General features: G+C 62.0%; 19 protein-coding genes. 17 read left to right on the top strand and 2 right to left on the bottom strand.

From position 1 onward, the window contains the following. Positions 1 to 32: 32 nt before the first annotated feature. The 9 genes from mshC to CCICO_RS05730 all read left to right on the top strand — a co-directional run bounded on the left by mshC (position 33) and on the right by CCICO_RS05730 (position 11,757). Positions 33 to 1,304 carry a cysteine--1-D-myo-inosityl 2-amino-2-deoxy-alpha-D-glucopyranoside ligase gene (mshC, locus tag CCICO_RS05770; RefSeq protein WP_018019713.1) on the top strand — a complete coding sequence of 424 codons (1,272 nt, stop codon included), beginning with the start codon at positions 33 to 35 and terminating at the stop codon, positions 1,302 to 1,304. 131 nt (positions 1,305 to 1,435) lie between these two features. Beyond that, positions 1,436 to 1,915 (top strand): hypothetical protein, encoded by a 480-nt coding sequence (locus CCICO_RS05765; RefSeq protein WP_018019712.1) that lies wholly within the window; start codon positions 1,436 to 1,438, stop codon positions 1,913 to 1,915. A 172-nt stretch (positions 1,916 to 2,087) separates the two neighbouring features. Continuing rightward, positions 2,088 to 5,708 (top strand): methionine synthase, encoded by a 3,621-nt coding sequence (gene metH / locus CCICO_RS05760; protein ID WP_018019711.1) that lies wholly within the window; start codon positions 2,088 to 2,090, stop codon positions 5,706 to 5,708. A gap of 52 nt (positions 5,709 to 5,760) precedes the next feature. Next, positions 5,761 to 6,216 carry a DUF2867 domain-containing protein gene (locus tag CCICO_RS05755; RefSeq protein WP_018019710.1) on the top strand — a complete coding sequence of 152 codons (456 nt, stop codon included), beginning with the start codon at positions 5,761 to 5,763 and terminating at the stop codon, positions 6,214 to 6,216. Next, positions 6,209 to 6,889: an HAD family hydrolase gene (locus tag CCICO_RS05750; protein ID WP_018019709.1), complete on the top strand. Its 681-nt coding sequence runs from the start codon at positions 6,209 to 6,211 to the stop codon at positions 6,887 to 6,889. Before CCICO_RS05755 ends, CCICO_RS05750 begins: the two co-directional genes overlap by 8 nt. Positions 6,890 to 6,952: 63 nt before the next feature. Beyond that, positions 6,953 to 7,216 carry a phosphoribosyl-ATP diphosphatase gene (locus CCICO_RS05745; RefSeq protein ID WP_018019708.1) on the top strand — a complete coding sequence of 88 codons (264 nt, stop codon included), beginning with the start codon at positions 6,953 to 6,955 and terminating at the stop codon, positions 7,214 to 7,216. Positions 7,217 to 7,341: 125 nt separating this feature from the next. Next, positions 7,342 to 8,187 carry an ATP phosphoribosyltransferase gene (gene hisG, locus CCICO_RS05740; RefSeq protein WP_018019707.1) on the top strand — a complete coding sequence of 282 codons (846 nt, stop codon included), beginning with the start codon at positions 7,342 to 7,344 and terminating at the stop codon, positions 8,185 to 8,187. Between the two features lie 397 nt (positions 8,188 to 8,584). Next, positions 8,585 to 10,015, top strand: a complete 1,431-nt coding sequence (gene aspA, locus CCICO_RS05735; protein ID WP_018019706.1) for an aspartate ammonia-lyase — start codon at positions 8,585 to 8,587, stop codon at positions 10,013 to 10,015. A gap of 416 nt (positions 10,016 to 10,431) precedes the next feature. After that, positions 10,432 to 11,757 (top strand): anaerobic C4-dicarboxylate transporter, encoded by a 1,326-nt coding sequence (locus tag CCICO_RS05730; RefSeq protein ID WP_208854322.1) that lies wholly within the window; start codon positions 10,432 to 10,434, stop codon positions 11,755 to 11,757. On the opposite strand, the gene CCICO_RS05725 is transcribed toward CCICO_RS05730, so the two are convergent. Further along, positions 11,754 to 12,920 (bottom strand): TDT family transporter, encoded by a 1,167-nt coding sequence (locus CCICO_RS05725; protein WP_156809853.1) that lies wholly within the window; start codon positions 12,918 to 12,920, stop codon positions 11,754 to 11,756. The genes CCICO_RS05730 and CCICO_RS05725 overlap by 4 nt on opposite strands. 91 nt (positions 12,921 to 13,011) lie before the next feature. Between CCICO_RS05725 and CCICO_RS05720 the strand changes: the two genes are divergently transcribed. After that, a complete protein-coding gene (locus tag CCICO_RS05720; RefSeq protein ID WP_018019703.1) occupies positions 13,012 to 13,950 on the top strand; it encodes a LysR family transcriptional regulator in 939 nt (312 codons plus the stop codon). Positions 13,951 to 13,966: 16 nt separating this feature from the next. On the opposite strand, the gene CCICO_RS05715 is transcribed toward CCICO_RS05720, so the two are convergent. After that, positions 13,967 to 14,824, bottom strand: a complete 858-nt coding sequence (locus CCICO_RS05715) for a RecB family exonuclease (protein WP_026161443.1) — start codon at positions 14,822 to 14,824, stop codon at positions 13,967 to 13,969. Between the two features lie 66 nt (positions 14,825 to 14,890). Between CCICO_RS05715 and CCICO_RS05710 the strand changes: the two genes are divergently transcribed. The 7 genes from CCICO_RS05710 (at position 14,891) to CCICO_RS05680 (ending at position 22,865) form a co-directional block, all read left to right on the top strand. After that, entirely contained in the window at positions 14,891 to 16,135 is a 1,245-nt protein-coding gene (locus CCICO_RS05710) for a M18 family aminopeptidase (protein ID WP_018019701.1), read from the top strand. 48 nt (positions 16,136 to 16,183) lie between these two features. Continuing rightward, complete coding sequence (locus CCICO_RS05705) at positions 16,184 to 17,023, top strand: tRNA (adenine-N1)-methyltransferase (RefSeq protein ID WP_018019700.1); 840 nt, start codon at positions 16,184 to 16,186, stop codon at positions 17,021 to 17,023. 16 nt (positions 17,024 to 17,039) lie between these two features. After that, positions 17,040 to 18,602 (top strand): proteasome ATPase, encoded by a 1,563-nt coding sequence (gene arc, locus CCICO_RS05700; protein WP_083878294.1) that lies wholly within the window; start codon positions 17,040 to 17,042, stop codon positions 18,600 to 18,602. Further along, positions 18,599 to 20,116, top strand: coding sequence for a depupylase/deamidase Dop (gene dop / locus CCICO_RS05695; RefSeq protein WP_018019698.1), 1,518 nt, complete (start codon positions 18,599 to 18,601; stop codon positions 20,114 to 20,116). The genes arc and dop overlap by 4 nt, the downstream gene beginning before the upstream one ends. Positions 20,117 to 20,118: 2 nt before the next feature. Continuing rightward, entirely contained in the window at positions 20,119 to 20,301 is a 183-nt protein-coding gene (locus CCICO_RS05690) for a ubiquitin-like protein Pup (protein WP_018019697.1), read from the top strand. A gap of 111 nt (positions 20,302 to 20,412) precedes the next feature. Continuing rightward, positions 20,413 to 21,849, top strand: a complete 1,437-nt coding sequence (gene pafA / locus CCICO_RS05685) for a Pup--protein ligase (protein WP_051067259.1) — start codon at positions 20,413 to 20,415, stop codon at positions 21,847 to 21,849. Next, on the top strand, positions 21,846 to 22,865 hold the full coding sequence (locus tag CCICO_RS05680; protein ID WP_018019695.1) for a helix-turn-helix transcriptional regulator: 1,020 nt from the start codon (positions 21,846 to 21,848) through the stop codon (positions 22,863 to 22,865). The genes pafA and CCICO_RS05680 overlap by 4 nt, the downstream gene beginning before the upstream one ends. Positions 22,866 to 22,867: the final 2 nt, after the last annotated feature.

The raw sequence follows: 22,867 nt of genomic DNA, 5'->3' as shown, positions 1-22,867 counted from the left end.
GCTCCACCACATGATGGATTAGAGTGGGGCGCATGCATTCTTGGCCTCAACCTGATGTTCCCGCCCTTAGCGGGGACTGCGTAGAACTTCAGCTTTTCGACACCGCAGATCAGTGCGTGCGCCCGGTCCGCCCCGCAGCCACCGCCGGCATGTATGTCTGCGGTATTACTCCATATGACTCCACGCACCTAGGCCACGCGGCAACCTATGTTGCCTTCGATCTCATCCATCGCCAGCTGCTCGATAACGGCCACGCGGTGGTCTACGTGCAAAATGTCACCGATGTAGATGATCCGCTGTTCGAACGCGCAGCCCGTGACAATGTTGATTGGCGCGAGCTTGGCGACGATCAAACCACGCTTTTCCGCTCGGATATGGAGGCACTGCGGGTGATCCCGCCGCGCGATTTCGTCTCGGTGTCCGAATCCGTAGACGAGGTCATCGCAGTAGTTCAGCAACTGCTGGATAAGGGCGCCGCCTATGTGGTGGATGATCCCGAACACCCCGATATCTACGCCCCGATCGACGCCACCGGACATTTCGGTTATGTCTCCGGATACAGCCCGGAGCACATGCGTACCTTCTTTGCCGAGCGTGGTGGCGATCCCGAGCGTTCTGGCAAACACCACCCCCTTGACGCGTTGATTTGGCGGGCCGCCCGTGATGGCGAGCCCAGTTGGGAGGCTCCCTTCGGTGCGGGCCGGCCCGGCTGGCACATTGAATGTTCCGCGATCGCCAACAACCGCCTCAAGGGCATTTTCGACATCCAAGGTGGCGGTTCCGATCTGGCGTTTCCGCACCATGAGTTTTCGGCAGCCCACTACGAATCGCTCACGGATTCCGAGCGCATGGCTGGCCACTATGTGCACGCCGGCATGATCTCACTCGACGGGGTAAAGATGAGTAAGTCTTTGGGCAATCTCGTGTTTGTCCATAAGCTCACTGCCGCAGGTCATGAGCCCGCCGCGATCCGGCTCGGCATCTACTCCTCCCATTATCGCGGGGACCGAGATTGGTCCGAGGGGGTGCTCGCCCGCGCCGAGCAGCGCCTCGCACACTATCGTGCCGCTGTCGCCGCCACCACCGATGAGGCTGCAGCGAAGCAGCTGGTCCAGCAGTTGCGTGAGCGTCTCGCCGATGATTTGGATACCCCCGGCGCCCTGCGTGCCGCTGATGCCTGGGCCTCAACGCACGGAACCGATGATGCAGTGGATAGCTCCTCGCCGCTCAAGGACGCTGAGCTTTCCGCCGCCGGTGAGCATGTACGCACAGCATTCGATGCCCTCCTAGGGGTGCGGCTCTAATCATCCTCAGCACACCCCACGCTCTGTGGCGTTAGTGCGCAGCGCTGTGCTTATAGCCCGGCCGTCCACATCCCGTGGGCAGGCCGGGCCTTCTGCTGCGCCCTCGGTGGGGCTCAGGCAGAATACAAGCCATGAGCCAGACCAGCCTTGCACCCCGCAGCCGCTTCGACGAATGGATCACCACGCTGTGCACCGATCTCACAGATTTTGCCACCGGCGCTTATCTAGCCGAGGGCGATACCGAATATTGGGAAGAGCCTTATCCAGCGGCCGTTGTGCCCCTAGTAGAGAGTGTGCTGCGTGGCTTTCTCGATCGCGCTTATCGTTGCGCAACCGGAAGCTCCACGCCAGCAAGCGATACAGTTGCACCCAGTCCGGAATTGGCGGGGGAGCAGGCCGAAGACGTAGCCCCCTACGCCGCAGCACTACACCGCGAGGTGGAGCAGGCGGTGGCCGAGTTAAAGCGCATCAATGACAGTGTGGATGATGCGCTGCTCGATACCGAGGAGTCGGCCGAATTCAGCGAGTTCTTCCTTGCGGTCTGTGCCGGTCTGCTGGCCCCCTTGGACTCTGGCTGGGAGCTGGGATCTGACGCAGAGAACGGGCGCTAGGCGTTCCCGTCGGCTATGGCACTAGGGCCAGATCTTTGGCGACACACCGAGTGCACACTGCTGTGTTGAACAGCTGATCGCAGCTCAGCGCTCTACTTAGACAGCTTGGTACCCCAAGTGGGGAGCCGGTGGCTTGGATCACCTACCGGATACGGACTAAGCTGTCTATTTCATGAGCCCGATTGACGCCCTTCCGCAGATCACCACCCCGCCTCTGGCCGACGTGCTCGGCACCCGTGTGCTCGTTGGCGATGGCGCCATGGGTACCCAGCTACAGAGCTTCGATCTGGACTTAGAAGCAGATTTCCTCAATCTCGAAGGCTGCAACGAGATTCTTAATGTCACGCGGCCCGATGTGCTGCGCGAGATCCACCGCGGGTTTCTCGACGCCGGCGCTGAGCTCGTAGAGACCAACACCTTCGGCTGCAACCTGCCGAACCTCGCTGACTACGACATTGCAGATCGCTGCGAGGAACTGGCGTACGCGGGAGCCAGTATCGCCCGCGAGCTGTGCGATGAATACTCGGCCCGCGAGGGCGGCCCCGCCCGCTACGTGCTGGGCAGCCTGGGTCCTGGCACCAAGTTGCCGTCGCTGGGCCACGCCCACTTCGGCGAGTTGAAGCACCACTACTACTTGGCCGCGAAGGGCCTTGTGCGCGGCGGCGTGGACGCTTTCCTGGTGGAGACCGCACAGGATCTATTGCAGGTCAAGGCCGCGATCCACGGTATTCATCAGGCCGAGGCCGAGCTAGAGGTAGCTCGGCCGATCATCTGCCATGTCACCGTGGAAACCACCGGCACCATGCTGCTCGGCTCGGAGATCGGCGCCGCGCTCACCGCGCTTGAGCGGCTCGGAATCTCCATGATTGGCCTCAACTGCGCCACGGGCCCGCACGAGATGAGCGAGCACCTTCGGTATCTGGCCACCCACGCCTCGGTGCCGGTGTCGGTGATGCCCAACGCCGGTTTGCCGGTGCTTGGGCCCAATGGCGCAGAATATCCGCTCACCCCAGAGGAGCTGGGCGATGCACTGGCCCGATTCGTTGATGACTATGGCTTGGCCATGGTGGGTGGCTGCTGTGGCACCACCCCAGAACACATCCGGGTTGTCGTCGATAAGCTCGAAGGCAAAAGGGATAACCCGACGGCGCGTCCACAGCAGGAGCCCGGGGATGGCGTGTCCTCGCTGTATACCGCGGTGCCGCTGACCCAAGATACCGGCATCACGATGATCGGTGAGCGCACCAACGCCAATGGTTCCAAGACCTTTCGAGAGGCGATGCTCGCCGGCGATATGGAGACCTGCCTCGACATCGCCAAAACCCAAACCCGCGACGGTGCCCACATGCTGGATGTGTGCATCGACTATGTCGGACGCGATGGGCGAGAAGACATGGCCCGCTTTGCCGAGCTGCTGGCCACCTCCTCCACGCTGCCGATCATGATCGACTCCACCGAGCCTGCGGTGATTGAGGCCGGGTTGGAAAAGCTCGGCGGGCGATGCGCGGTGAACTCGGTGAACTTCGAGGATGGCGATGGCCCAGATTCTCGCTATCGCCGCATCATGGAGCTGGTGCGCGCCCATGGCGCCGCGGTGGTGGCGCTGACGATCGACGAGGAAGGCCAGGCTCGCACCGCCGAGAAGAAGGTCGAGATCGCCAGCCGGCTGATCGAGGACATCACCGGCACCTATGGGCTGCGCCACGAAGACATCATTGTGGACTGTTTGACCTTCCCGATTTCCACGGGGCAGGAGGAGACCCGCCGCGATGGCATCGAAACTATCGAAGCCATCAAGGCACTGAAGCAGAAGTACCCGCGGGTGCACACCACGCTCGGATTGTCCAACATCTCCTTTGGTCTCAACCCAGCTGCCCGCCAGGTACTCAACTCGGTATTTCTCTCCGAATGTATCGACGCAGGCCTTGACACCGCGATCGCGCACTCCTCCAAGATCATCCCCTTCAACCGCATCGATGAGCGACAACGCGAGGTCGCTCTCGACATGGTGTACAACCGCCGCAGCGAGGACTATGACCCGCTGCAGGTATTCATGGAGCTTTTCGACGGCGTCTCCGCGGCCTCCGCCCACGATGCCCGGCAGGAAGCTCTCGCCGCTCTACCGCTACTGGACCGGCTCGCCCAGCGCATCATCGATGGAGAGAAGAACGGGATGCAGGAGGATCTCGATGCCGCAATGGAAGAAAAAAGCCCCATCGCCATCATCAACGAGGACCTGCTGCGCGGGATGAAAACCGTCGGCGATCTCTTTGGCTCGGGCGAGATGCAGCTGCCCTTCGTGCTGCAATCCGCCGAGACCATGAAATCGGCCGTGGGCTATCTCGAGGGCTTCATGGAAGCCTCGGATAATTCGGGATCCAAGGGCACCATCGTGCTCGCTACCGTCAAGGGCGATGTGCACGATATTGGCAAAAACTTGGTGGATATCATCCTGTCCAATAACGGCTACACCGTGGTCAACCTCGGCATCAAGCAGCCGATCGCCACTATCGCCTCCGCCGCAAAGGAACATGGCGCCGACGTGATCGGCATGTCTGGGCTACTGGTGAAATCCACGGTGGTGATGAAGGACAACCTGCTCGAGCTCAATGAACTCGCAGAGCGCGAGGAAGCGGAACGCTACCCAGTGCTCCTTGGGGGTGCTGCGCTCACGCGCACCTATGTAGAAGATGACCTTGATGCGCTCTATCACGGGGACGTGTTCTACGCCCGCGATGCCTTCGAGGGGCTGCGGCTGATGAATGAAGTGATGCAGGATGTTCGCGGAGAAAAGGGCGAGCTCAGTGAGGCCGAGGCCCAAGAGAAAGCCAAACGCGAGGAGAAAAAACGCCAGCGCCGTGAACGACGTGAGCGCTCCAAGCGCATCGCCGCCGAGCGCAAAGCCGCCCAGGAACCAGTGGAGGTGCCCTCACGCTCTGAGGTGAGTATCCCCGAGGAGGTGGCCACCCCGCCGTTCTGGGGCACCCGAGTGGTCAAGGGTATTGCCTTGAAGGAGTACATGACCTGCCTCGACGAGCGGGCGCTCTTTTTGGGTCAATGGGGCCTGCGAGGCAGCCGCGGCGAAGGCGGGCCCAGCTATGAAGACCTGGTGGAATCCGAGGGACGGCCGCGCCTACGAGCGTGGATAGACCGGCTCAAGCCCGAGAAGATTCTCGACCACGCGGCCGTGGTGTACGGCTACTTCCCAGCGGTATCCGAGGGTGACGATGTCGTGATACTCACCGAGCCGCACCCAGAGGCGGAGGAAAGGATGCGCTTTAGCTTCCCCCGCCAGCAGCGCGGCAAGTTCCTGTGCATCGCAGACTTCATTCTGCCGCGCGAGGAGGCCATCGCCCGCGGCAGTGTCGACGTATGGCCGATGCAACTGGTGACAATGGGCCAGCCCATCGCCGACTACGCCAATGCGCTTTTCGCCGAGGACAACTACCGCGACTATCTCGAGATCCACGGCATCAGCGTTCAGCTCACCGAGGCTCTTGCCGAGTACTGGCACGGGCGGGTGCGCGCCGAATTGGCCTTCGCTGACGGCTCCGATGCCGCCAAGGCCGACCCCGCGGACGTCAGTGGATTCTTCGACCTCGAGTACTTGGGAGCGCGCTTCTCCTTCGGCTACGGTTCCTGCCCGAATCTCGAGGATCGCGCCGCTTTGGTGGAGCTACTCGAGCCCGAGCGCATCGGAGTGGGGCTGTCCGAGGAGCTGCAGCTGCACCCTGAGCAGTCCACCGACGCCTTCGTGCTCTACCACCCCGAAGCCAAGTACTTCAACGTCTAGCGCGTGGCGCGGCTGGCAAGATGTGGCCGCAGGGTGCGGTATCCTCTAGCCCATGCTTAACGCCCACAAACGCACTTTTGAAGACGAGCGCAGCGCCGAGTTTTACCACTCTCCTCACGCTGTGTTCGCCGTGCTCGAACGCATCGGCGGCGAGAATGGTTGGTTCTCGCTGCGGTTGCCTTGGGTGATCCGTGGCCGAATCGATGAGCTTCTCGGTGGGCCTGGCTTGCGCCGGCCGCGCCGTCACCCGCGCACCTTGCAGGAAGGCGATGCGGTGGGGTTTTTCCTTGTCTCTGAGATCGACCGCCCCACGCGGCTCGTACTGAAGGTGGCGGCGCGGCTGCCGGGCAAGGCCACGCTATCGTGGGAGATTCACGGCCACACTCTCACTCAGCGGGCCCGTTTTCATAGCGAATCGCACGCAGGAAACCTCTATTGGTACGCCCTGTTGCCCATTCATCTCTTCATACTTTCTTCCATGCTCAAGGGGATTATTCGTAGTGCTTAAGGCTATTTTCTGGGATATGGACGGCACCCTAGTGGACTCTGAGCCACTGTGGGGTGTGGCCACCTACGAGCTCTCTGAGGAGGTGGGCCGCCGGCTCACTCCCGAGTTAAGGGAGAAGACCGTGGGCGGCAACTTTGATAACACGCTGAGAATCTGTGCCAGCCACGCTGGGGTAGAGCTGGCAGAGCTGGATTATGACGGCCTGCGCGAGCGCATGTACACGCGTGTAAGCGAACTCTTTGCCCACCAGCTCGAGCCAGTACCCGGCATGGTGGAGCTATTGAGCGAGTGTGCTCGCCGCAACGTAGCGATGGCGATCACCACCAACACTCCGCGCCAGTTAGCGCATCATGCTGTCACGGCCGTGGGCGAGCACTTCTTTGACACCGCCTTCTTCGGTGATCAGGTGCCACAGCCCAAGCCTGCGCCTGACATGTACCAGCTGGCCGCGCAGCACTTCGGCTTGGATCCGCATGAGTGCCTTGTGTTTGAAGATTCCATCACCGGAATGCAGGCCGCCACGGCCGCGGGCTGCCGCGTCATCGGGGTGGTGGCTGATCCCCACACACCCACTCCTGATCGGGTGCGCACACTCGGCGAGCTGCACGGCTCCATTGATTTCTCCACCATCACCGCCGATATGGTCGAGCAGTGGTTTGAGCAGTTGCCCTAGCTGTGGGGAAAAACTGCCGCCTCGACTCACGCGCGTCTAGGGGCTGTGAAAGAATAATCGATTGTGAAAGATTTTGAATCGCTGTACGCAGAACTCCTCGACCGCAAGAAGAATCGGCCCGCCGATTCAGGCACTGTAGCCGCCCTCGACGCGGGGGTGCATTCCCTGGGCAAGAAGGTGATCGAAGAAGCCGGCGAGGTGTGGATGGCAGCGGAGTACCAGTCAGATGAGGAATTAGCCGAGGAACTCTCGCAGCTCATCTACTGGGCCCAGGTGATCATGGTGGCTCGCGGTATTAGCCCCGAAGACGTGTACAAGCACCTCTAAACCACCCTGCGCGCACCCACCTGTGCTGCTGAGGTCCTCACCGGCTGCGCAGCTGGGCGCTGCCGATGACACACGCAGCGCGGACGAAGTGCACCCCTAGGCAAAGAAAGCGAGCGAGCATAATCATGTTGAAAGTGGCAGTTCCCAACAAGGGATCTCTGTCTGAAAAGGCCATGGCCATCCTCACCGAGGCGGGATATCCCTCCCGTGGTGATTCCAAGGCTCTGACTGTCGTGGACAAGCGTAACGACGTTGAGTTCTTCTTCCTTCGACCGAAGGATATTGCCATCTACGTGGCCAGCGGCCAGCTGGATCTGGGCATCACCGGCCGCGACCTGGCCGCGGATTGCCGCGAAGAGACCGAGGAGGTGCTCGCTCTCGGTTTCGGCGATTCCACCTTCCGCTTCGCCGCCCCGGCCGATGAGCAATGGAGCATCGAGGATCTCGAGGGGGCCCGCATCGCCACCTCCTATCCGAACCTCGTGCGTTCTTACCTGCGAGCGAACGATATCGATGCCAGCGTGATTCGCCTCGAAGGGGCAGTGGAGATTTCCATCAAGCTGGGCGTGGCCAATGTTATTGCGGACGTAGTCTCTACCGGCCGCACTTTGCGCACTCAGGGCCTAGCGCCCTTCGGCGAGCCCATCATTAGCTCCGAGGCCGTGGTCGTGGGCCGCAAGGGCCACGAGGTAACCCAGGAGCAGCGGGTGCTGCTGCGCCGCATCGAAGGCATCCTGCACGCCCACAACTACCTCATGCTCGACTACAACGTTGAAGCCAGCAAATTGGATGAATGCGTGGCCATCACCCCGGGTATCTCTGGGCCCACGGTGTCGCCGCTGGCGCTCGATGAATGGCGTGCGGTGCGCGCCATGGTGCCGCGCGAGGACGCGAACACCGTCATGGATCGCCTCGCCGCGGTGGGTGCGAAGGCTATTCTCGCCTCCGAGATCGCCATCGCTCGCATCTAACGGCGCCCTTACGCCCGCGCGGGTATATCCCGCACGGGCTGCCGCCTATCCCTGAGCCCACCCGCAACCCTGCGGTGTGCGCGTGCCCCACAACGCCCACTTTCACCCCCAAAATAGGTGAAGGTGGGCGTTGTCTATGCCGTAGGAACGGAGGAGGAAATAGGGGAGCGGCGGCACGTGTTTTTGAGACCTCCGGCGGGCGTTGCTGAAAGCGAATGCCGGATACACAGCGCGGACATTAATCCAGTACAACCGTTATGTAAAAATTCTTTCTCCTTTCTTATATCGGCGTCGATCACTGCGTCGTCATAGTTATCAATGCTGGGTTCCCTGCGCTGATCGGGGCGTTAACATTGGGCTGGACATACAGTGATTCGAGTTTGTTGAAAGGGTTGGCATGGCTTCGACCGCCGCGTTCCGCACTGAAGTTGATCTGCTAGGAGAAATGCAGGTTTCGAATGACGCTTATTATGGCGTCCACACTCTCCGCGCAATGCACAACTTCAAGATCTCCGGCACCACCATTAATGATGTTCCTGAATTTATTCGGGGAATGGTCACGGTGAAAAAGGCTACGGCTATGGCTAATCACCGTTTGGGTGTGCTGGCTAAGGAAAAGGCTGAGGCCATCGTGTGGGCGTGCGATCAGATCCTTGAGCACAACGTGGCCATGGATCAGTTCCCGATCGATGTCTTCCAGGGCGGCGCGGGCACCTCGGTGAACATGAATACCAATGAAGTGGTGGCCAATCTGGCACTGGAGCGGATTGGCAAGAACAAGGGCGAGTACGCCTTCATCAATCCCAATGACGATGTGAACATGAGCCAGTCCACCAACGATGCCTACCCCTCTGGGTTCCGGCTGGGCGTTTACGCCGCGGTGCAGAACTTGGTGGACAAGATCGACGCACTGGGGGCTTCCTTCGCCGCGAAGGGCGAGGAGTTCGCCGGCGTGATCAAGATGGGACGCACCCAATTGCAGGATGCCGTGCCGATGACCCTGGGCGATGAGTTCACGGGCTTTTCGGTGAATCTGGGGGAGGAGCACGAGGTGATTCAGCAAGCCGCCCATCGCCTGCTCTCGCTGAATCTGGGCGCCACTGCCATCGGCACTGGGCTCAACACCCCAGAGCGCTACCAAGAGACCATCATCGAGGCCATGCGGGAGGTGACAGGTCTCGACATCTCGGCGTCGGAAAACCTCATTGAGGCTACCAGCGACTGCGGCGCCTACGTGCTCTTACACGGCGCCTTGAAGCGGGCCGCAATGAAGCTGTCGAAGATCTGCAACGATCTGCGCCTGCTGTCCTCCGGCCCCCGCGCTGGCCTCAATGAGATCAACCTGCCCGAGATGCAGGCGGGCTCCTCGATCATGCCGGCCAAGGTCAACCCCGTCATCCCCGAAGTGGTTAACCAGGTGTGCTTCAAGGTCTTCGGCAATGACAGCGTTGTCACCTGGGCTTCTGAGGCTGGCCAGCTGCAGTTGAACGTGATGGAACCGGCCATCGGCCAAGCGATGTTCGAGAGTATCTCCCTGCTGGGCAACGCCTGCGATACGCTGCGCGAGAAGTGCGTGGATGGGATCACCGCCAACGAGGATGTCTGCCGCGGCTACGTAGATAACTCCATCGGCGTGATCACCTATCTCAACCCCTTCATCGGCCACCACAATGGCGATCTGATTGGTAAGGAGGCCGCCCGCACCGGCCGCAGCGTCCGGGAGTTGGTGCTCGAGCGTGGCTTGTTGGATGAAGCAACCCTCGACGAGGTCCTCAGCGTGGACAACCTCATGCACCCGAAGTTCAAGGCCGCCCACCAGCAGCACTAGCGCGACAGCACCTACCCTCGCTGCGCTGCACTCATCCGCACCAGCGCAATTGAGGTGGGATGTCCTAGGGCGGCTAGGATGAAAGCAGGATGGGAGGGCTCGCCCTCCTGCCTGCGCTTTAAGGTGCGGGCAACTACCTTATGTCACGCTCCGCCACAAGCAGGTCCCCGTGATAGGTTTGCGTGCTCACAGAGCATGGCGCGCATGCTGCCGTGGGTGTCACTGCACAGCAGGCGCCGGAGTGTTCCGGCGCAGCTTCTTCCGCGGAGCGCGACAGTATCTAACTACACACCGATAGTTCTTGGCTGCTGGCAGCAATGCGATGCCTGCAGCGAGGAACAGGATGCACTGAGTGGTGTCTTTCCGGCTGCGTGCACGGCCGGCGTGGTGCTTACGCCCTCGTGCACCATCCGTTAATGGAGGAACCAGCAGTGCTTGTTGCGTTACAGATCATCATCGTCCTCGCGGCGATCATCCTCGGCGCCCGCCTTGGATCCATCGCCATTGGCTTCGCCGGTGGCCTCGGCGTGCTCCTTCTCGGGCTCACCGGGGTGCCGGTGACCCGCGAGGACATTCCTTTCGACGTCATCGGCATCATCATGGCCGTGATTGCCGCTATCGCCGCGATGCAACGCGCCGGCGGCATGGACTACTTGGTGCACTGGGCTGAGCGGGTGCTCCGATCCAACCCCAAGCGCATCACCTACTACGCACCAGTGGTCACTTATCTCATGACTCTTCTGGCTGGTACCGGTCACACTGCCTTTTCCACACTGCCGGTGATTGCCGAGGTTGCTAAGGAAGGCAAGGTGCGCCCCTCTCGACCTCTCTCGGTGGCGGTGGTGGCCTCGCAGATGGCGATTACTGCCTCCCCGATCTCTGCGGCAGTGGTGTTTATGGCCTCCATCATGGAGCCGCTCGGCGTGGGCTATCTGCAGCTTCTCGCGGTGGTGATTCCTTCCACCTTCTTGGCTATCTTCCCCACGGCTTTCCTCGCTAACCGCATGGGCAAGGAGCTGGAGGACGATCCGGTGTATCAGTCGCGGCTCGAGCAGGGCTTGGTGAAGCCGCCGCAGGGCGCACGCGAATACACTGCGCCGGCTGGGGCCCGCGCCTCGGTCGTGATCTTCTTAGTCGCCATCGTGTTGGTGATGGTGTACGCCACGCTCATCTCGGATCAGGTCGGCCTGATTAGCGATCCCACTCTGCCGCGCAATGAGGCCATCATGACGATCATGCTCAGCACCGCCGCGATCATCGTGCTGGTATGCAAGATTCCCGCCGCGGAGATCGTGGGCACCCAGGTATTCAAGGCTGGGATGAGCGCCTGCGTGTGCGTGATGGGTGTGGCATGGCTGGGTACCACCATCATTAATAACTACCTGGAGCAGATCACGGCGTTCTCGGAGGACTTCCTCACCGATTATCCGTGGACGCTCGCGGTGATTCTCTTCTTCGCCGCCGCGCTACTGTACTCGCAGGCCGCCACCACCAAGGCTTTGATGCCGGCCGCCCTCGCGGTGGGGGTTTCCCCGCTCACGGCCGTAGCGTCCTTCGCGGCAGTATCCTCGCTGTTTATCCTGCCCACCTATCCCACGCTGCTGGCCGCAGTGGAGATGGATGATACCGGCTCTACCCGCATCGGCAAGGCCGTGTTCAACCACCCCTTCTTGATCCCTGGCACCGTCTGCATCGCGCTTGCGGTTGCCTTGGGCTTCCTCTTCGGCGGTGTGATCATCTAGGCCTGCGCGCCGTCGCCGCGGCGGCGCACCGCAGCGATGCTCCGCACCGAGCCATAGGCGGCTATGAGCCAGTGGGCGCAGAGCAGCATTAAAAAGGCGTGGCTCAGGGCGTCGAAAAGCGGCATGTGCAGGCCTAAAAAGTGGGTACCGAGAGCCAATGTGCCCACGGGGAAGGTGAGCGCCCACCAACCTGGGTGCACTGGCATGCCGGTGAGAAAACCGGAGTAGCTCAGGTAGAAGGCTGCGAGCAACATCGGAATGCCGAGCACCATCATCACCAACCCATAGACATCCGCGATGCGCAGGATCGACGACTGCACCTCGGGTTGGGCCATCGCGGCCGCTTGGCGCGCAATCACTTGGGCGGCGGCACTCGATTGGCCGATAATGCCTAGGGGGATCCACGCCGAGGTCAGCGCCGCCGGCGGCAGGGGAGAGCGCCGCCAGGCGTGCATATAGGACAGCAAGAAGATGATCGAGGCCAGCACCAGGGCGATGAAGAAGCAGGCGGTGGAGGCCATGAGCAGCCATACTGCGGCGCTTGTCGACGCCATCTGCGGCACCTGTGACGCGCCCGTCGTTGCAGCGACCATCGGTGCCACGATCGGCAGACCCCACACCGGGCGCGGCTCGGGCAAGCGTTTGCCGATGATCACATACCCCATGCCGAAAGCGCCGACAATGCCGATCGAGGCGCCGATCAGCCACATCACCAGATCCACTGTCCACGCGGTGTCCATCACCCCGGCTGGGGCGTTCCACGCCCCGAGCACCACAGGGGTGGCAGCCCCCACCGAGAGATAACCCATGGCCACCATGCCCCAGCCGGTGCACTGGCCGATATCGGTGATCGAAGAGAGCAGTACGGCCCGATCGCGGCTGCTGCGGCCAAAGAAGCCGATAGTCAGGCCCACCAGCATCAGCCAGCCCAGTACCAGCATGCCGGCGCCGAGCACCCGCTGATCGCCGACGGTAATCAAAAGGTTGGAGAGGATGCCGGTGCCCATGACGGCGCCAAACCACGCCGGACCTGGTCCGGGAACCATGAGGTTGCGCTGGCTCCGCAGAATACGGGCACTGGGCATGCCGGTGCCTCGTGCCGTTGAAGTAGGCTGGGATGCCGCTGCGGGCGGGGTCTGGGAGGTGGATGTATCGTGATTCACCCCTACTACTGTGCCAGTCGCTACACATGGTGAGTAGAACGCCCCTGCCTATGCGGCCACAAGTAATCCTTGTGAGGGTTACTATCGGGGCATGTCTTTGAGGGATCTTCCTGATCTGCGGGCTTTGCGGGTGCTGGTCGATATCGCCCGCCTCGGTTCTTTCGGCGCCGCCGCCCGAGCCCATGGGATGAGCCAACAAGCGGTATCGGAGCGGATGCGCAGGCTCGAAGGCGAACTCGGAGCCACCCTCTTTCAACGCGGCCCGAGCGGCGCACAGCTCACAGCTGCCGGCGAAAGGGTCTACGCTACCGCGCTCGATATCTTGATGAGCTCCTCCAACCTAGACGATGCCCTCGAGCTTGAGCGTCATCCTCACGCCCCGCGGATCAGCGTGTATGCCTCCCGCACAGTCAGCGAGTACTACCTACCGCGCTGGTATGCCGCCCTACGCCGCAGCTACCCACAGGCCCGACTGGAGATGCTGGCCGCCAACTCGGCAGAGGTGGCCACCGCGGTAGCTCAAGGACACACCAGCCTCGGCTTCATTGAATCCGTGCAGGTTCCCGTGCCCACCACGGTCGGCGGGCCGCGGGTGTTGAGTGCCTCAGTGGTCGGGCACGACCAGCTCAGCGTGGTGGCCCGTCCCGATCATCCCTGGGCACAGGTGGGATCCATCACCTGTGACGAGCTGGCACGCACGCCCGTGATTGTGCGCGAACGCGGCTCGGGCACCCGAGAGGTCCTCGAGGCCGCGATAGGCTCGCTCCAGGTGACTCCGGTGGCCGAGGCAAGCAGTCCCACCGCGGTGACCAATCTGGCGCTTCACACTGGTTGCCCCGCGGTGGTGCCGCGGGTGAGCGTCGCTACGCGTCTCGAGCGCCAGGAATTGGTGGAGGTAGATCTCGCCGATGCGACCCTCGACCGGCCCATTCGTGCCCTATGGCGCACCGGCGCACGTCCCCGCGGGGCGGCGGCGTTGATGGTTCGAGCCGCGCGTGAGGCCAATGCCACGAGCAACCAGCCTCGCTAGGCAAACAAGCGCCGTGCTAGGCGTCCTCGTTAGTAGTGTAAGCCGCGGCGCCATCGCCGGTGGCTAGGGGCAGGGCTTGCTGGGGGCCAGGCCATCCGGGATACTCCGGCGGCGTACCACCGAAGGCGGGGCAGAGCGACTGATGAGAGCACCAGCCACACAGCTTCGAGGTGCGGGGGCGGAATGTGCCGCTGAGACCATCGGCCACGATCTTCTCCCACAAGTCGCCCAGATCGCGTTCAAAGAACTCGAGTTCTTCCTTCGAAGGGGTGAGGAACATCGAGTCGATCACCTTGAGGTACATCAGCCGCAGCTGGTGGGGAATCACCCCATGGAGGCGCCAATAGACCAGGGCATAAAACCGCATCTGAAAGGTGGCGTCATGAGAATAGCGGGGAAGAGGCTTTTTGCCTGTTTTATAATCCACCACCCGCACCTCGCCGGTGGGGGCAATATCTACTCGGTCGATGAATCCGCGCACCGGCACCCCATTGGGCAGGGTCGTGGATACATACATTTCACAACGCTCGGCGTCGAAGCCTTGCGGATTTTCCATCTCGAAATAACCGCGCAGCAGACTGCGGCATTCCACCAAGAAATCGTAAAGGTCTTCCTCGGGGACGAGCTCATTGAGCTCGGGATCCTTGTTCACCATCTCCGCCCACAGGGGTTTGAGCTTTTTCACCGCTCGGGGAAAATCGCGCTCGGAGCGGTTTTTCTTGTGCATCTCCTCGAGCACCGCATGCACCAAGGTTCCTTTAACCTGAGGCAGGGTGGTGGGCTCGGGAATTTTGTCGATTGCCCGGAGGCGGTAGAGCAATGGGCAACGCTGATAATCCGAAGCGCGGGATGGGGAAAGTGCTAGCTGTGCCATAGTGACTGTTTAGTCTAGGCCTCCCGGCGACACCGTGGGCGGCAGGCGCCACTATCCTTACAAGGCATGACCTCATTCAGCGACTTTCTGCTCTCCTCCCCAAGTTCCTTCCACGCCGCTCGCAGCGGTGCTGAGCTGCTCGCCGAGGCCGGTTTTCGCCCCTACGACCGCACAGAGGCCTTCGACGCCAGCCCGGGCGGGCATTATCTCGTGCGCGGCGGGGCGCTGCTCGCATGGTGGGTACCCGCCGGTGCCACCTCCACCTCGCCGCTACGCATCATCGGCAGTCACACCGACTCGCCGGGTTTCAAGCTCAAGCCGCACGCCGATAGCTACCAGCATGGCTGGAACCAGGTAGAGGTTGAGGTCTACGGCGGCCCCATCTTCGCCTCGTGGCTCGATCGTGACCTCGCCCTTGCCGGTGAGCTCGTGCTTCACGACGCCACCACCCGGCTCGTTCACACCTCGGCGATCGCGCGTATCCCACACCTAGCGATCCACCTCAGCCGCGACAACGACATCTCGCTGAACAAGCAAACCCACCTGCATCCCATCGCCGGCTTTGGCCGCCCCGATCAGGCTGTCATTGTGGAGGAGCTTGCCCGCTGCGCGGAGGTGGCACCGGAAGATATCGCCAGCTTCGATGTGATCACGGTGGACGCCCAACCGCCCGCACTGATTGGTGCCGATCATTCCATGCTGGCCGCTGGCCGGCTGGACAATCTCTCTAGCCTGTATCCCTCCTTGCTGGCATTACGCGACGCTGCCGCCGAAGAACCCGAGCACATCATGGTGCTCGCCTCCTTCGATCACGAGGAGGTGGGTTCTCAGTCACCCACTGGCGCCGGCGGGCCGCTGCTCGAGGAACTACTGGGCAGGCTGAATAGTGCGCTCGGTGGTGACAAAGAGGACTACCACCAGATGCTGTCCAAGGCCAGCTGCCTGTCCGCAGACGCCGCCCACGCCGTGCACCCGAACTATGCGGACAAGCACGCCCCCGGTCATCTGCCCCAGCTCGGCGAGGGCCCTGTGACCAAGATCAACGCCAATCAGCGTTATGCCACCACGGCCCGCACCTGGGCGCTGTGGGAGCAGGCTTGCCGTAGCGCAGGCGTGAACTGCCAGCAGTTCGTTGGCCGCAATGATGTTCCCTGCGGCTCCACCATCGGCCCGATCAGCGCCACCCGCTTGGGCATCGATACCGTCGATGTGGGTGTGCCTATGCTGTCTATGCACTCCGCCCGCGAGCTGGCGGCACCGAAGGACGTTGAGGACTTCGCCACCGCTATGCGCGCCTACCTTTTGTCCTAGACCCACCCCATAACCGCTGCATCACAACCCACAAGGAGTACAACAGCCATGGCCTATTCCGGCCCTTTCCAGCCCGGTGACCGGGTGCAATTGACGGACCCCAAGCGCCGTCACCACACCATCAAGCTCACCCCGGGCGAGAGCATGTTCACCCATAAGGGGCAGATCAAACACGATGACATCATTGGTCTTGATGAGGGCTCGGTAGTCACCACCCCGCAGGGCGGGCAGTATCTCTGCTTCCGTCACCTCCTGGTGGATCACGTGCTTTCTATGCCGCGCGGTGCGGCCGTGATCTATCCCAAGGACTCTGCCCAGATTTTGATCGAGGGTGATATCTTCCCCGGTGCCCGCGTGCTCGAGGCAGGGGCGGGCTCGGGTGCACTCACCATGCAGTTGCTGCGCTTTGTCGGCGATGCCGGCGAGGTGATCTCCTATGAGATCCGCGAGGACCACCTCGAGGTGGCCCAACAGAACGTGAGCGAATACTTCGGCGGCAGCGCCCCGAAGAACTGGTCGCTGCGCCTAGGCGACATGACCACCGTTGGCCCAGAAGATACAAACGGCCCTGTGGACCGCATTATTTTGGACATGCTCGAGCCGTGGGAATGCATCGATAACGTGGCGGACCTGCTTATCCCCGGCGGGGTGTTTATGACCTACGTGGCTACCGTGCCGCAGCTGATGAAGATTATGGAGGCGATCCGGGAGAAGAAATGCTTCACGGAGCCGCGCGCGTGGGAGTCACTGGTGCGGGAATGGAAGGTGGAGGGCCTGGCCACCCGCCCGGAGCATCGAATGAACGCCCACACCGCTTTTTTGGTGTGGACCCGCAAGTTGGCGGATGGAGTGACCCCTCCTCGTCCGCAGCGCCGCGCTCGCAAGTAAGCTATGCCTTAAAGCACTGAACACTGTTAGAGGAGATGCGTCCACTGTGACCACCGATGCTCAGGAGACCACCCTAGAGCTCCGCCAGCTCCAGCGCATCAATCGCGAGCTGGCCGGCAGAAACACCAAGCTCGTGGAGTTGCTGAAATCCTCCCGCGACAAGCTGGCGTTGCTGAATGAGCAGATGGAGTCCATGGCCCAGCCGCCCAGCACCTATGGGCTGGTGCTTGAGACCGCCTATCAGGACTCCTGCGCCGAGGTGTTCACCGGCGGGCGCCGGATGCGGCTGATGGTCAGCCCCGAGGTGCCCGAGAGTGAGCTGGTGCCAGGCGCCCTCGTGCGGTTGGGAGAGAGCTCCGCTGTGGTGGAGGTCTGTGGCAGCCAATCCACCGGGCAGCTCGCGACGGTCTCGGAGATTCTGGATGAATCTCGCATCCTCATCAGCACCTCCACCAGTGAAAACGCGGTAGCCACCCTTGCCCAGCCGCTGCGTGAGACTGGGGCGGTCAAGCCAGGGGATACGGTGCTCTACGATTCCCGCGCGCTCTTGGCTTTGGAGGTGGTGGCGCACACGGAGATCAACCGGCTTGCGCTGGAGGAGATCCCGGATGTCACATACACCGACATTGGCGGCTTGGACGAGCAGATCGAGATGATCCACGACGCCGTGGAGCTTCCCTTTACCCACCCCGAGCTGTACAAGCACTTCGATCTGCACCCGCCGAAGGGTGTGTTGCTCTACGGCCCGCCCGGCTGCGGCAAAACGCTCATCGCTAAGGCGGTGGCGAACTCGTTGTCGGCGCGTATCGGGGAGGTCGGCAGCTCTTATTTCATCAACGTGAAAGGTCCTGAGCTGCTGAACAAGTTCGTCGGCGAGACCGAGCGGATGATTCGCCTGATCTTCGAGCGGGCACGGGAATTAGCCAGCGAGGGACGGCCGGTGATTGTCTTCTTCGACGAGATGGAGTCCATCTTCCGTACCCGCGGCTCGGGGCGCAGTTCCGATATGGAAACCACCGTAGTGCCGCAGCTGCTCGCAGAACTCGACGGTGTGGAATCGGTGGCGAATGTGATCGTCATCGGCGCCACGAACCGCGAGGAGCTCATCGATCCGGCCATTCTCCGCCCAGGTCGGCTGGATGTGAAGATCAAGGTCTCTCGCCCCAATCGAGCCCAAGCCAAGGAGATCTTCAGTCGCTACATCACTACCAGCATCCCGCTGGCAACCGATCGCGAGGAACTCATCGAGCTGGCAACCGAGGAGCTTTTTACCCCGCGCCCCTATGTGGTTCTTACGCTTTCCGACGGTTCCTCGGAAACGCTGTACACCAACGATTTCGTGTCAGGCGCGATGATCGCCAATATCGTCGGCCGCGCGAAGAAGCTGGCGATCAAGGAACATTTGGCGCGGCCCCAAGAGACTGTGTGCGGGGTGTCAGCGGAGCATCTTCGTGAGGCCGTGCGGGTAGAGATGAAAGAAAACGAGGATCTGCCCAACACTTCCAATCCAGATGAGTGGGCACGCATCACTGGCCGGCACGGCGCCCGCGTGGTGGAGGCACAGGTGGTGTTGTCATGATCTACATCGGCACCGAAACCGAGTACGGCATCTCCACTCCCGGCGCGCCACTGCTGAGTCCGATTGTCTCCTCCACCCACGCGGTGGTGGGCTATGCCACCTCCCGCGGCGCCCGGCGCGGCACCCAATGGGACTTCGGGCCGGAAACTCCACTGCGCGATGCTCGAGGCTTTGACCTGCGGCGCTATCACACGGCTCCCACCATCGATCCTCACGCACTCGGGGTGGCCAATCTCGTGCTGGACAATGGCGGCCGCTTCTATGTCGATCACGCTCACCCCGAGGTATCTTCACCAGAGACCGCTGATCCCTGGCAGGCCATGATTCTCGATCAGGCCTCGGATCGGATAGCGCTCGACGCCATCTCAGCGGTGGCCGAGCTCAGCGAAGCGGGGATCAGCGCATTGGAAAAGCACGAGCCTTGCCCGCCGCTGAAGCTGTATAAGAACAACGTAGACGGCAAGGGAGCCTCCTATGGTTCCCATGAGAACTATCTCTACTCGCGCACCGTTGCCTTCGAGGAGCTGGCCGCTGCGCTCGTTCCCTTCTTCGTCTCCCGGCAGGTGGTTATTGGCGCTGGGCGGGTGGGCTTAGGCACCCACGGAGAGACACCGGGTTTTCAGATCAGCCAACGCGCCGATTACATCGAACAAGAAATCTCACTAGAGACCACGCTTAACCGCGGCATCATTAACACTCGGGATGAGTCCCACACTGACGATGAACACTACGGCCGGCTGCATGTGATCATCGGCGATGCCAATCTATCCCACACCTCGTGCCTGCTGAAGCTCGGCATGACGGCGCTGGTGCTGGAGGCCATCGAACGCGGCGAGCGCTTCAGCGATCTGCGCCTCGCCAATGCCGTAGCCGAGGTCAAGGCCGTCTCCCGTGACCTCACGCTGACTCACCGACTTGAGCTCGCTGATGGGCGGCGTCTGACCGCGTTGGAGATTCTCGGCGAATACCGCCGCCGGGCGGCTGCGGCAGCGGGAGAGGGCGTCGATAAGCGCCTGCTCGCAGAGTGGGATGAGGTGGTAGAGATCCTCGCCACCGACCCGCTCGCCGCCGCAGACCGGCTGGATTGGGTGGCCAAATATGCGCTCATGAAGGGCTTTGTTGCACGTGGGGTGAGCTGGGATGATCCCAAGATCGCGCTGATTGATCTGCAATATAGCGACATCGATCCGCGTTCCTCGCTCTATCACGCTCTCGTGCGTAAGAAGCGGATGCGAACCCTGGCTGACGAGGAAACGATTCGCCGCGCAGCCTACGAGCCGCCGCACGATTCTCGCGCCTACACTCGAGGAATGTTTATGCGGCGCTACCCCGATGAGATACTCGGCGCCAACTGGGACCGAGTGGTAGTGGCAGAGGGCGAGACAATGCTGACTGTGCCCTTAGTGGCTGTCGACGGCTACACCCGCACCGACACCGCGGCCGCCTTCGATGCACCCACGGCGGCCGACGCAGCACGAATGATCAACACCAACGAGAAGCTAAGGAGACCGTGACAATGGCGCAAGAGACGATCACCACCCCCGGCGGTGGGCCGGACGAGAACAACGATGACAGCAACTTCGGCCAGCTGCAGATCAACACCGAGGGCACCGACGAACTGCTCGACGAGATCGATGATCTACTCGAAGACAACGCCGAAGAATTCGTGCGCGCCTACGTGCAAAAGGGCGGGCAGTAAGCCAGCACCATGACACTCGGGGATAGCATGCCAGAGACTCAACCCACCGCTGAGAGCGCAGGCGGCGCCGGTTCTGCCGCCTCGCCTGAGGCCGCGGTTGTGCGGCGCATCATGGGAATCGAAACCGAATATGGCGTGAGTTTTCGCTGCGCCCCAGGCCAGCGCTGCCGCGAGATCACGCCCGATGAGGTGGCCCGCCACCTCTACCGGCCGATCCGCGAACGGTTTTCTTCCACCAATATCTTCACCCGCAACGCCGGCCGGCTTTATCTGGACGTGGGGGATCATCCGGAGTACGCCACCGCCGAGTGCGATTCCGTGAAGCAGCTGATCAACTATCACATCGCCGGCGATCGGCTCATGCACCAGCTGGCGGAGCAGGCCACCACCACGCTGGAGGAGATGGGCTATCCCGGCTCGATCTACTTGTTTAAAAACAATGTGGACTCCAGGGGTAACTCCTATGGCGCGCACGAGAACTATCTGGTCTCGCGTGAGACCTCACTGAAGGTTCTCTCGCGCACCTTGTTGCCGTTTTTGATCACCCGCCAGCTCATCTGCGGGGCCGGCATGATCCACAATCCACGGCTGCCGCAGGCTGATCCTTTCCCGCTAGGCTACTGCCTTTCTCAGCGTGCCGACCACGTGTGGGAAGGGGTGTCCTCGGCCACCACCCGCACCCGGCCGATCATCAACACCCGCGACGAGCCGCATGCTGATTCCAAGCGCTACCGGCGCTTGCATGTGATCGTCGGGGACGCCAACATGGCCGAACCCACCATTGCGCTGAAAGTGGGTTCCACGCTGCTCGTGCTTGAGCTGATCGAAGCTGGCATGCCGCTGCCTGTCGTGGAACTGGAGTCCTCGGTGGGATCGATTCGCGAAATCTCCCGAGATCTCACAGGCGCCACAGAGGTGCCACTGCGCAACGGCTCCAGTATGCCTGCGCTGGAGATTCAGCGCATCTACTTCCACGCCGCTCAACGCTGGCTGCAGCAGCGCCCTCAGCCCAGCCCCGAATTGGAGCGCGTGCTCGCGCTGTGGAGAAAGGTGATCGACTGTTTCGATAGCTGCGACTTCACTGCCGTCTCCCGCGATATCGACTGGGTGATCAAACACTCCTTGTTGCAGCGCTATCGCTCACGGCTGGACTGCGGGTGGGATCATCCCCGCCTCGCCCAGATTGATCTGACCTATCACGATATCCACCCCGATCGGGGCCTGGCCGCTGTCCTACAGCGTAAGGGTTTAATCAACCGCTGGAGCACCGACGACGAGATTGATGCCGCTGTGCACCGCGCGCCGTCGACCACCCGCGCCCACCTGCGTGGCCAGTTCCTCGACGCCGCCTACAACCGAGCGGCGCCGGTGGCGGTGGACTGGATGCGGATGAAAGTTTCCCGGCCCGAGCCGAAGCTGGTGGAGCTCGGTGATCCTTTCGCCACCACCGATCAGGGTGTGGAGGAGCTCATCGCCTACATGGAGGAGCATTTTCCCCTGTGTGAAGGCGCCCACTGTTGTCGCCAACACGATAACCTGAGGCTATGACAACCTCCAGCACGCGCACAGCTAGCGACGAGGCCCTCGAGCGGGCCATCAATCTCACCTTCGCGCTGTTAAACGCCCCGGCCCATGGCCGGGGATTGAGCAAGGAGTGGATCCGCACCCACGTGGCCGGATACCAGAACAAAAGCGATGCGGCCTTTGACAAGATGTTTCAACGCGACCGCAAGGTGCTGCTGGCGGTAGGCGTGCCCATTGCCTCCGAGAATGACATCTTCAATACCAAACGCTTCCGCCTAGTGGAGTCCCGTTATTCATTGCCCGAGATGAGCTTCACCCCCGAGGAGGCGAGCGTGCTGGCCCTCGCCGGCGAGCAGGGAATGAGCGGCGAGCTGGCCACCTTTGCCCGATCCGGTTGGACCAAAATCGCCGCCGGCGGCGCCCAGCGCGGTGAACTCAGCCCAGCAGGGGAGTACACCAGCGTTAGTGACCTCTCCTCGTTGAGTACCAGCACCTTCGAGCGGCTGGTGAAGGTCTGCCACCGTAAGCTGTCGATCACCTTCGACTATTACCGGCACGTGGGCGCCGAGCCGCAGCCGCGCCGCATGGACCCCTGGGCGCTCGCCCCAGTCGGCGGCCGCATATATCTCCTCGGCTTCGACCTCGATCGCAACGCCGCCCGGGCCTTCCGTATCAGCCGCATCGATGGCATCGCCACCGCCGGTCCACGCACCCACGAACCTCCCACCGACAGCACCGCCGAGGAGATCATCACCGAGCTGCTGGCGTTTAGCAAAACGCTTATCGACGCCCACCTCGAGGTACGGCAATCTCCCAGTTTCAATTCCGAACTGCTCCGCGCCGCGGAAGAAACCTCCGCTGGGCACTACACCCTCAGCGGGGTGGACCTCACCTGGCTGGTCAATACCGCGGTGGGCGAGGCTCCTGACGTGGTGGTCACCTCCCCGCCAGAGGCAGTGGAGGCCATCGCCGAGAAATTGCGGGGATTTATTGCCGCCCACGAGCTATCCCAGCCCACCGATACGGAAGAAGGAGACTAGCG

Origin of the sequence: Corynebacterium ciconiae DSM 44920 (assembly GCF_030440575.1) — a bacterium.
Classification (GTDB): Bacteria; Actinomycetota; Actinomycetes; order Mycobacteriales; family Mycobacteriaceae; genus Corynebacterium; species Corynebacterium ciconiae.
This window is presented reverse-complemented; position numbering and strand designations above follow the sequence as displayed.

Excerpts from the sequence above, each read along its gene's own strand:
- CCICO_RS05690 (WP_018019697.1), top strand. The coding sequence starts at position 20,119 with ATGGCGCAAGAGACGATCACCACCCCCGGCGGTGGGCCGGACGAGAAC.
- CCICO_RS05765 (WP_018019712.1), top strand. The coding sequence starts at position 1,436 with ATGAGCCAGACCAGCCTTGCACCCCGCAGCCGCTTCGACGAATGGATC.
- dop (WP_018019698.1), top strand. The coding sequence starts at position 18,599 with ATGATCTACATCGGCACCGAAACCGAGTACGGCATCTCCACTCCCGGC.
- CCICO_RS05755 (WP_018019710.1), top strand. The coding sequence starts at position 5,761 with ATGCTTAACGCCCACAAACGCACTTTTGAAGACGAGCGCAGCGCCGAG.
- CCICO_RS05710 (WP_018019701.1), top strand. The coding sequence starts at position 14,891 with ATGACCTCATTCAGCGACTTTCTGCTCTCCTCCCCAAGTTCCTTCCAC.
- CCICO_RS05680 (WP_018019695.1), top strand. The coding sequence starts at position 21,846 with ATGACAACCTCCAGCACGCGCACAGCTAGCGACGAGGCCCTCGAGCGG.
- pafA (WP_051067259.1), top strand. The coding sequence starts at position 20,413 with ATGGGAATCGAAACCGAATATGGCGTGAGTTTTCGCTGCGCCCCAGGC.
- CCICO_RS05720 (WP_018019703.1), top strand. The coding sequence starts at position 13,012 with ATGTCTTTGAGGGATCTTCCTGATCTGCGGGCTTTGCGGGTGCTGGTC.
- mshC (WP_018019713.1), top strand. The coding sequence starts at position 33 with ATGCATTCTTGGCCTCAACCTGATGTTCCCGCCCTTAGCGGGGACTGC.
- CCICO_RS05715 (WP_026161443.1), bottom strand. The coding sequence starts at position 14,824 with ATGGCACAGCTAGCACTTTCCCCATCCCGCGCTTCGGATTATCAGCGT.
- CCICO_RS05705 (WP_018019700.1), top strand. The coding sequence starts at position 16,184 with ATGGCCTATTCCGGCCCTTTCCAGCCCGGTGACCGGGTGCAATTGACG.
- CCICO_RS05730 (WP_208854322.1), top strand. The coding sequence starts at position 10,432 with ATGGAGGAACCAGCAGTGCTTGTTGCGTTACAGATCATCATCGTCCTC.
- hisG (WP_018019707.1), top strand. The coding sequence starts at position 7,342 with ATGTTGAAAGTGGCAGTTCCCAACAAGGGATCTCTGTCTGAAAAGGCC.
- aspA (WP_018019706.1), top strand. The coding sequence starts at position 8,585 with ATGGCTTCGACCGCCGCGTTCCGCACTGAAGTTGATCTGCTAGGAGAA.
- metH (WP_018019711.1), top strand. The coding sequence starts at position 2,088 with ATGAGCCCGATTGACGCCCTTCCGCAGATCACCACCCCGCCTCTGGCC.